This window comes from Mycobacterium botniense (genome assembly GCF_010723305.1).
GTDB lineage: Bacteria > Actinomycetota > Actinomycetes > Mycobacteriales > Mycobacteriaceae > Mycobacterium > Mycobacterium botniense.
On record NZ_BLKW01000002.1, the window covers coordinates 949,940 to 959,073 of the forward strand.

8 protein-coding genes are annotated in these 9,134 nt (G+C 62.6%); 6 read left to right on the plus strand and 2 right to left on the minus strand.

The window, feature by feature from the left end; translation table 11 throughout:
* The first annotated feature begins 251 nt into the window (after positions 1–251).
* Positions 252–1,304 (plus strand): NAD-dependent epimerase/dehydratase family protein, encoded by a 1,053-nt coding sequence (locus G6N08_RS04700; protein ID WP_163754862.1) that lies wholly within the window; start codon positions 252–254, stop codon positions 1,302–1,304.
* Positions 1,305–1,543: 239 nt separating this feature from the next.
* Positions 1,544–2,308, plus strand: a complete 765-nt coding sequence (locus tag G6N08_RS04705) for a phthiotriol/phenolphthiotriol dimycocerosates methyltransferase (RefSeq protein WP_246216695.1) — start codon at positions 1,544–1,546, stop codon at positions 2,306–2,308.
* A 252-nt stretch (positions 2,309–2,560) separates the two neighbouring features.
* Here the strand turns inward: G6N08_RS04705 and G6N08_RS04710 are convergent, their stop codons facing one another.
* Complete coding sequence (locus G6N08_RS04710) at positions 2,561–3,802, minus strand: hypothetical protein (RefSeq protein ID WP_163754864.1); 1,242 nt, start codon at positions 3,800–3,802, stop codon at positions 2,561–2,563.
* 385 nt (positions 3,803–4,187) lie between these two features.
* Between G6N08_RS04710 and G6N08_RS04715 the strand changes: the two genes are divergently transcribed.
* Together G6N08_RS04715 and G6N08_RS04720 are read left to right on the plus strand one after the other, a co-directional pair.
* A complete protein-coding gene (locus tag G6N08_RS04715; protein ID WP_163754866.1) occupies positions 4,188–5,309 on the plus strand; it encodes a class I SAM-dependent methyltransferase in 1,122 nt (373 codons plus the stop codon).
* 125 nt (positions 5,310–5,434) lie between these two features.
* Positions 5,435–6,145, plus strand: a complete 711-nt coding sequence (locus tag G6N08_RS04720) for a class I SAM-dependent methyltransferase (protein WP_163754868.1) — start codon at positions 5,435–5,437, stop codon at positions 6,143–6,145.
* Positions 6,146–6,229: 84 nt separating this feature from the next.
* Here G6N08_RS04720 and G6N08_RS04725 read toward each other — a convergent pair whose 3' ends face one another.
* Positions 6,230–7,138 carry a rhamnosyl O-methyltransferase gene (locus G6N08_RS04725; protein WP_218033339.1) on the minus strand — a complete coding sequence of 303 codons (909 nt, stop codon included), beginning with the start codon at positions 7,136–7,138 and terminating at the stop codon, positions 6,230–6,232.
* A 221-nt stretch (positions 7,139–7,359) separates the two neighbouring features.
* Here G6N08_RS04725 and G6N08_RS04730 point away from each other — a divergent pair, with 221 nt between their 5' ends.
* Together G6N08_RS04730 and G6N08_RS04735 are read left to right on the plus strand one after the other, a co-directional pair.
* On the plus strand, positions 7,360–8,628 hold the full coding sequence (locus G6N08_RS04730) for a glycosyltransferase (protein WP_163754870.1): 1,269 nt from the start codon (positions 7,360–7,362) through the stop codon (positions 8,626–8,628).
* Between the two features lie 271 nt (positions 8,629–8,899).
* On the plus strand, positions 8,900–9,127 hold the full coding sequence (locus G6N08_RS04735; RefSeq protein WP_163754872.1) for an MbtH family protein: 228 nt from the start codon (positions 8,900–8,902) through the stop codon (positions 9,125–9,127).
* Positions 9,128–9,134 lie beyond the last annotated feature (7 nt).

Genomic DNA, 9,134 nt, shown 5'->3' on the forward strand with positions numbered 1-9,134 from the left:
CACCCCGGCCGGCGTGCCGCACCGGCCCGCGTGCTTGACCTTGCCGGGCCGGTGGTGTTGCCGGCGCCACGCCGAGCGGTCGGCGGCAACACAAGCGAGCACCCCGGTGGCCTTACCGTTCCGCCGCGCGCGGACCACCGTGATAACGGAAGTTCCCCGGATATGATCGTCCCGGGCCGCGCACTCAGCAATGCGTGCCGGTCGTCTATTTCCTCCAGCGGAACCGGAGGCCTCGGCCCTTGTCAACATCCGTGCTCGTTACTGGCGGGGCAGGATTCATCGGGTCGGCGCTTGCGCGCCGCCTCGTCGAAGCCGGCTACGACGTCGCTGTGATGGACGTGTTGCACCCTCAGGTGCACGGCGCACGGCCAATGATTGATCTGCCGCCTTCTGTGCGGTTGTTCACCTGCGATGTCACCCATGGCCCCGATTGGGATGCCGCACTTCGGCTTTTCCAGCCTTCGCAGATCGTGCACCTGGCAGCCGAGACGGGAACGGCGCAGTCGCTCACTCTGGCAACGCGTCACGGCTCAGTAAACGTGGTGGGCACCGCCCAGCTCCTTGACGCCCTGACCCGTTCAGCGCTCGTACCCGACCAGTTCATCCTGGCGTCGTCAAGAGCAGTCTACGGCGAGGGAGCCTGGCGGTGCGGCACCCACGTCTTCTATCCCCGGCCGCGCAGCCATGCCCAACTGTTGGCTGGGATCTGGGATCCCCAAGGACCCGCAGGCGAACCCGCGGTGCCGCTTCCCAGTTGCGCAGGCCAGACCGAGCCCCGGCCCACCAACATCTACGCCGCGACCAAGCTTGCGCAGGAACACATGTTGGCGGCATGGGCGACGGCGCACGACGCCAATCTCAGTGTGCTGCGGCTGCAGAATGTTTACGGCCCGGGTCAGTCGCTGACAAATTCGTACACCGGAATAGTCGCTCTCTTCGCGCGATTAGCGCGTGAGCAACGCGCCTTGGAGGTCTACGAAGATGGCCGGATCGTGCGCGATTTCGTCTATATCGACGATGTGGTCGACGCGATGACAGCTGCGGTCCAGAATCCGGCGGCCGAGTCACGTTGCCTCGACATCGGATCAGGCATCGCGACCACCATTCATGAGCTGGCCCGAAAGATCGCCGCTCTCTGCAACGCCCCTGAACCGGTCGTCGTACCGAAATTCCGCGATGGTGACGTGCGCGCCGCAAGTTGCACCATCGAGCCCGCGACAAACGAACTGCACTGGCGTCCGAAGTGGGGGCTTGAGGACGGTCTGCACGCACTGCTCGAATGGATCGGGAAGCAACCCGAATAAGCTGGGGGGCCAAGCGATCACACGCACGTACCAGGCCGTCCCGAAATAGGCCACCACGGTGCGTGCCGGTGACGGCGCCCCACCCCACGCTGGCGGGCACGACCGGTCGATGGGTGCGCTGACGCCGCCGGGCGGATTGAGCCGGCCTTGACCGGCCGGACTTGAGAGCTCACTGACGCCGCTGCCGCCGAGTAATATAGCCGCCCGTGACACACAGAGGCCGTGTGGCTCGCACCGTATTGTGGAAACTCAACGCAAAAATTCACAAACCGATGTATGCCTACATCGCCCGCCGTGCCGATGACGACGTGCTCTTCATGAATTGGGCGTACGAAGAAGACCCGCCCATGGCCCTGCCGCTTGATCCCGCTGATGAACCCCACCGCTACCCCATCCAGCTCTACCATGCCACCGCAACCCAAAACGGTGACCTCGCCGGCAAACGGATTCTCGAGGTCGGCTGCGGACACGGCGGCGGCGCCGCCTATCTGACCCGTACACTCAAGCCCGCGGCCTATATCGGGCTGGACCTCAACGCCGCCGGCATCAAGTTCTGCCGCCGCCGCCATCAACTACCCGCGTTGGAGTTCGTCGAGGGCAACGCTGAAGACCTTCCCTTCCCCGCGGAGTCATTCGACGCCGTGATCAACGTCGAGTCCTCGCACTTTTACCCGCACTTCGACCGGTTCCTCAGCGAGGTCACCCGAGTGCTCCGACCGGGCGGGGCGTTTCTCTACACCGATGTGCGGCAGTGGTTCCACTGCGAGCAATGGGAGGCGGACCTCAAGGGTTCGGGTATGCACATCGTGTCGGGGCGGGAAATCAACACCGAGGTGTTGCGGGGCATCGAACTCAATACATCGCAATGGGAAGCGGTGTGGGATCGTTTGGCACCGGGATTCTTGCGGCCAGTCGGCCAAGCACCCACGAAAGGCGCCCGCATCTACCGGGACCTGCAGACCGGAAAGCAGTCCTACCGTATGTACTGCCTCGTCAAGTCTTAGCTAGTCCGCCGTGGCAAACCCCGTGGGGTGACACCCGTGCAGACATGCTGGCGCCGTCTTTGGGCGTCCCGGCCGACGTGTATAGCGCCCCCGTGCCGGCACCGGGTGGCGCAGAGATCGCCGGTATTCCGATAAGACCCAGGCTGTTGATTGAAAACGTTTTACCCGAACGTAATTCATCATTTCGATGCTTTCGGCGCACTGTTGAGACGCCAACTTTGCGCGTCGCCCACCAGCGAGCTGACCAAGGCTCTACAGCGACAGGAATGGCAGCAGCACGTCGATGAGGAAGTTGCCGCCGGTAGCGTTCGCGGCGAGCATGTCGCCGAAGGCCGCGGCGAGGTCCAGATTGCCAGCTGTGATGAGGTCAGAGCCGGCTAAGGCGCTGCTGCCAGTGCCGATGATCGTCGCGATGTCAAGGTTGCCGAGGCCAGCGGTGGAGCCGCCGGCAATGGCCTCGTCGAAAGCACTGCCGGTGTTGAGCGCCGCAGCCAAGTCGGCGATGCCGTCGAGAGCTTCGGCCTCGGCGTTGGTGCCGAAAACGGCGGCGACGTCAAGGATGCCCGACGCCAGGGCTTTGATGTCGGTGCCGAGCGAGAAGGCCAGGCCCACAATGCCTCCCGCTGTAGCGTCGCTGTTACCACCGTTGCCGAACGCGGCTTCCAGCAAGCCCAGGGCCTCTGCGACGCCGCCGAAGTCGCCGACAGCGAGGTCGGCGGTGCCCACGCCTGCGCTGGCGCTGCTGTGAGCGCCGAGGGCGGCAGCAAGGTCACCGAGGCTCGCGACCACAAAAGCGGTGCTGTCCTCACCGAAGGCGCCGGCGGCTCCCAGGACAGCGCCGAAACCGGTGTCGGCGTGACTACCGGCCCCTAAGCCGACCGCGGTGTCAAAGAAACCGAGCGATCCGGCACCGACATTGCTTGCGGCGCCGTCGGCGATGGCGATGTCAGAAACGCCGCCAAACCCCGCGCCTGCGGTGCTGGCAGTGCCGTCGGCAATGGCGACGTCGGCGACGCCGCCGACTCCGGTGCTGGCGTTGCTGCTGGTCCCGTCGGCGAAAGCGAGGCCCAAGATACTGCCCAGCCCGGCCGCCGCTCTACTGTCAGCGCTGTCGGCAATCGCGGCATCAAAGATGCCGATATACCCGGCGGTGGCGCTGCTATCGGTGCCGTTAGCGACGGCGAGGTCGAAGATGCCGGTGGTGGAGGCAGCATTGGCGCCGTTGCCGATGGCGATCGCGATATCACCCACACCCGAGGTGGCGGTGGCGGTGTTGTCTGCTGTCGGGAACAGATCTATTCCACTGATGGAGACCTGCATATCCAAAGCCGATGCCGCCGGGGCGGGCACTGCCAGGCTACCCGGAGGTATGTCGATCCAGAGAAACGGCTCGGCAGACGAGTCAGCTGAGGCCACCGTACGCGCGACGGCGAATACGGCCCCAATGCCCAGCCCGGCTGCGACGATGCTCCGTCGACCGACACGGCTACCCATCGGCCTTCCTTCCTCTGGGCGCAGCCAGCCTGTTCGCACTGTTTTCGCACCAGTGCACGCGCACCCGTTGGATGACGCGAGATGATACCCTGCGCACGACAGCGGTACACCTATTCGGCGCAAGTATTCGACGGAAGTATAGTGTCGGGGTTTCTGCTGTTGACCACGCCGCCGGCGGGCTTCGGCGAGCCGGTTGGGCATCCGAACGTGTCAGCGATGACCCCGTTCGGCGGGGTTCAGGTGCACCGTACCGATCACGGCGTGGTGCGCCCACGCGTGTGCGTGTCATCGGCTCGTCACGACCCGGGGTGCACGAAACCCCGGAAACGCTTCATCGGGCCCGTGCGGTAGGGCCTAGTCTGACCGAGAAGCCGGGTGCGAACCGGTGGGCGCAATCGGTAGGCGGACAGTGGATCGGACCAACCTTCATCGCATATGGAAAGCGATTCTTATTGGCATCATACTTGTCGTGGCAATGGCGTGTTATTTCGTGCCGGTTCTCCTCGTGACGATTGGCTTACTGCTACTGTTGCTCCTCTGTGCCCGCTTTGCTTATCAGGGCCGTGACCGCTACATCCCAAACTTATATGCTCGGGACATCAGGGTCTATGATGACGACTATCGCACGTTTATCGTTCGCACGCTTTCAGATTTGCGCAAACGCAGGATTCACGGCCACACGCTCTTGTGGGAGACATCACGGCTCGCGACACCATGTCACCCGGATTCTGACGAATTACTGCTTGACCTTGGCGTCTGGATTGGCTGGTCGACCCGGCTTATATCTGATATATGTGGCCGTACAGTGTACGGCTTTGATACCTTCTCGGGCCTTGTTGAAGACTGGCGAGTCGACGACCAGACTGTCATAAAGCGTGGGACCTTTTCGCTCTCAGAGCCATTCGCCCAACGTTTTCTGCGGGATACCGGCGTGACCTTGCACGAGGGCCTGCCCGCCGCCCTGGGGCGCCCGGTGCAGTTCGTCAGGGGAAGTACCTACGATACGTTGGCGCCGTTCCTGGCTGCGCGGCCGGACGCCTCAATCAGGCTTTTCCACATGGATCTGGATACATATGAAAGTTGTTTACATGCGTTAGAAACCTGCAAAGATCGCTTCATTGAAGGGTCGATCCTTGTCTTCGATGAGTACCTGGTCACCAATGGTGAAATGCGGGCGTTCTATGAGTTTCAGAGAAAGTATGAGCTGGAATGGCGGTACCGCGCGTGGGGTCTCGAAATCTGGGAGATGAATATCGAGATGGTGACCGCGCCGTGGAAACGTGTGGCTTATTACATCGTGGCAATTGCCTTATATTGGTTGCTGGGAGACGGTCGCTACGCATGGGCATGTTTCAGCAGGCGATTTTGGCGATTTTGGTTGAGCGCACCTCTCGGCGATATCTTTTTCATGCTCGGTGCTGCTGGACAACGCAAATCGGTGAGCCTTGAGATTACCGGTCTGGGTAAGCTCGAACGGATCCGCCGGGGCGACCAACGAAGCGACTGACGAATAGTAAGTCGGCGACAATCGCGCACTGGTGTTGGCACGAGACGCCCGAGAGCACGCGGAGCCGAACCGAAGCTGTGGACTTACCCCTTGTCAGCGGCCCCCGTGGCGGGGAGGATCGTCGCGTGAACCGGATCAAGGCCGTCCAGCGGGCACTCGCGGGACGGGCAAATCGCATCTATCTCGAAATCGGAGTTTCGCGTGGATTTACGTTCCGCCGCATCAGCGCCGACGTGAAGATCGCCGTCGACCCGGCTTTGAGGCTGTCGGCGCGCTCCCGTCGGCTCGCTGACGAGAAGGCATGCGCCACTTACTATTTCGAGATGACCAGCGACGCCTTCTTCGCCAACGAAACGAGTTTTCTCGAGCAGCATGGCATCGACGTCGCTCTCATCGATGGGCTTCACACCTATAAGCAGGTGGTCTGCGATGTGGAGAACACCCTGCGCTACCTGCGGGACGACGGCGTCATCTTCCTGCATGACTGCAATCCCGCGCTTGCTTTGATCGCTCGGCCCGCAGCGTCGCAGGCCGAGTTTATGGCCCAGCAGAGAGGGCCGCTGGTGATTGGGGTATGGAGCGGCGACGTCTGGAAGGCGATCGTCTACCTGCGTAGCACCCGACCCGACCTGCGGGTTGCGGTGCTGAAGTGTGACATGGGCGTCGGGGTGATACGAAAAGGGACTCCGGAGTCGCGCTTGTCTTATTCAGCTGCGCAGATCGAGGCGCTCAATTACACGGACCTCGCCAACGACCGCGAACGCTTGCTGAACTTGAAGCCGTCACGGTACCTCGCAGAATTTCTCGGAGAGCGCGCGGAACTTCCGCCGACATAACATCCGCATCGTCTGCCCCTCCGGCCTGCCCGGGCCGGATGAACCACGACACCGGCATTTCCCACGACGACGTCGCGTCCCACGCTAGGTGCGGATCAAATATCCGTGGGGTGCGAATGTCCAGCCGAATTTAGTTTCACGCTCCACGTCATGTGTGTAGTCATCCGGGAATTCTTGTTCGTATGCTTCGATGGCTTCATAGGGGCCCGGTCCCCATCCCGGGAGGACGGGGTGCCCATTCAGAGTGGAGTCTTCGACTATGAGGTAGTCGCCGGCGGAGAGCAAGGGACGCAGTAGTTTCATCTCAGCCAGCACGTTATCCTTTGTGTGATCGCTATCCAGGATGGCGAAGATCTTTCCAGGGAAGTCGTTTTTGAGGCGTTGGATGTGTTCGGCAACAGCCGGGACGGTGGATCGCGATTCGACGAACACAATATCGGGATCACGCCGCGCCGCCGGCTCAAGGCGTTCATGGGTGATGTCCACGGAAAGCACCTTGAATGGTGCGCCGATCTGCCTCATGATATTGGCGAAAAAGAGCGCCGAGCCGCCGTGTGCCGTGCCGAACTCGATCACCAACGAGGGTTTCAGCTCAAACAGGATCTCCTGGTAATTCCACATGTCAGCGACAGATTTCCAGCAGTTGACCCCCATCCACGTGGTCTTCTTCCACACGAAGGTGTTGAAGTACCACTTGTGATATTCTTCGGATTCTGAGCCCGTCGGCTGGTAGGCATAAACAGCCACGGCAGCCCTCGCCAGCTTCTGTAGCGAATCTGCAAGTTTCCGTAACGACGTAACATTGGCTGCGGCAACTCGAAGGATTCCGTTCTTGTCCTGAGAATTAGGAGACTTACGAGAATTCGCAGAATTCGGCCCGCAGGGCGCCTTGCCGCGGTTCGGCGCCAGGCGTATGCGCCCGGGCTTCTGCTCCGCATGGTCTCGACGCTGCCACCGCACCGCAGCATGGTAACAGCAGACACTGCCATCCATCGGCGTCGCGGCTGGCCTCGGCGCTCGCTGCGCTGCTCGGTCAGATAGCGGGGATCGTGGGGCTCTCCCGCGCCCGTTGGCGGTCGCTTACCGAAAACTTCTGGATACCCGGTCGATAGCGCAGATGTCGGGTTATGCTGCCGGGCACCCGAGCCGGCAGGTGGATACTGCCGCCGGCATTTCGGAATAAGCGCACGGACAGTGAAAGGCCAGGCTCCGCGATGATATTTGCGCTGGCATGCTGGGGAAGTCGCGGCGATGTCGAGCCTTGCGTCGCGGTCGGTCGTGAACTGTTGCGCCGCGGGCACGAGGTGCATGTCGCCGTCCCGCCCGACCTGGTCGACTTCGCCACGGCGGCCGGACCTGCGACGGTGCCGTTCGGACCTGAGACGCGGGCCGTTTTAGACGCGCATCGCAATTTTTGGACGTGTTTCTTCCGTAATCCCTGGAGGATCCGGGAGCTGACCAGGTCGCGACGCGATGTCGCGCAGCCCATTCTGCGGTGTTGGAGGGAAATGAGCGCCACGCTGATGACGCTGGCCGACGGGGCCGACCTCCTCTTCACCGGCGTGAATTTCGAAGACGCCGCCGCCAATGTCGCGGAATATTACGACATTCCGTTGGCCACGCTGCATTACTTTCCACTGCGGCCCAATAGCCAGGTCCTGCCCTTCTTGCCGTCGCCGGTGGGCCGCTCCGCAGTGGCGGCGTTTTGGTGGCTGTCGTGGCGGGGGACGAAGAAGGCCGAGGACGCGCAGCGCCGTGAACTGGGCCTGCCGAAGGCCACATGCCCCGCGCCGCGGCGGATCACCGAGCGTGGTTCGCTGGAAATCCAGGCCTACGACGAGGCGTGTTTTCCCGGGCTGGCCGCCGAATGGGCGAAATGGGATGGCCAGCGCCCCTTTGTCGGCACGCTGACGCTGAACTTGCCGACGGACGCCGACCAGGAGGTCGCCGCGTGGATCGCCGCGGGCACGCCGCCGATTTTCTTCGGGTTTGGCAGCATACCGGTCGAATCCCCGACCGACACGCTCGCCATGATCAGCTCGGCGTGCGCGCGGTTAGGTGAGCGGGCGCTGGTTGGCGCCGCTGGGACTGATTTCGGCCACCTCCCCCGGTTCGAGCACGTCAAGGTGGTGGGTGCGATCAATTACGCGGCGATCTTTCCCACGTGCCGCGCGCTCGTGCATCACGGCGGCTCGAGCACCACGCCTATTGGGCTTCGGGCCGGAGTCCCTCAGCTGATCCTTTACTGGGATCTCGTTCACGCGATCTATGGCGCTGCGGTCAAACGACTGCAGGTGGGCACCGCCCGGCGTTTCTCGACTGCGACCGAAAAAACGCTGGTGGCGGACCTGCGGAAAATCCTGGCGCCCCCCTACCGCACCCGGGCCCGCGAGATCGCCACCCGGATCACCCCACCCGCGGAGAGCGTCGCGGCTGCTGCTGATCTGGTGGAAGATTTCGCGCGGCAGCGGCGGGTTGGCTGACTGGCGACACCGGAGCTCGTTACCCCACCGCGCGCGTTCGTTAGGGGCGTTAATCCGCGGGAGCGTCGTGCGTCGCACACGTCATCTGCTGCAAAAATCCTGCAGCTGGCCGGTATTGAAACGGCAACGCCAGAGCTGGCGCCGCCGGCCACTATTGAGCTGTGACAGAGGTCACAGTCGGAGGCATTTTGACCCTGGACCGATCCTGTTGACCTCCAGTATGGTCTAGAACTTGTTCCACTCATGTTGAACGGGCGGTTATGGAGACGCGGTGAGCATCGATCCGTTCGATGATGACAATGGCACGTTTTTCGTCTTAGTAAACGGCGACGAGCAACATAGCCTGTGGCCGGCCTTTGCCGACGTTCCAGCGGGCTGGCGAGTGGTGTACGGCGAAGCGGGCCGCGCCGCATGCCTGGACTACATCGATCAGAACTGGCCCGATATACGCCCGAAGCGTCTGCGCGAGAGCCTGGCCGAGGCCCGGGCTTCTGAATAGGTGACGT

Excerpts from the sequence above, each read along its gene's own strand:
- G6N08_RS04710 (WP_163754864.1), bottom strand. The coding sequence starts at position 3,802 with ATGGGTAGCCGTGTCGGTCGACGGAGCATCGTCGCAGCCGGGCTGGGC.
- G6N08_RS04725 (WP_218033339.1), bottom strand. The coding sequence starts at position 7,138 with ATGGATGGCAGTGTCTGCTGTTACCATGCTGCGGTGCGGTGGCAGCGT.
- G6N08_RS04730 (WP_163754870.1), top strand. The coding sequence starts at position 7,360 with ATGATATTTGCGCTGGCATGCTGGGGAAGTCGCGGCGATGTCGAGCCT.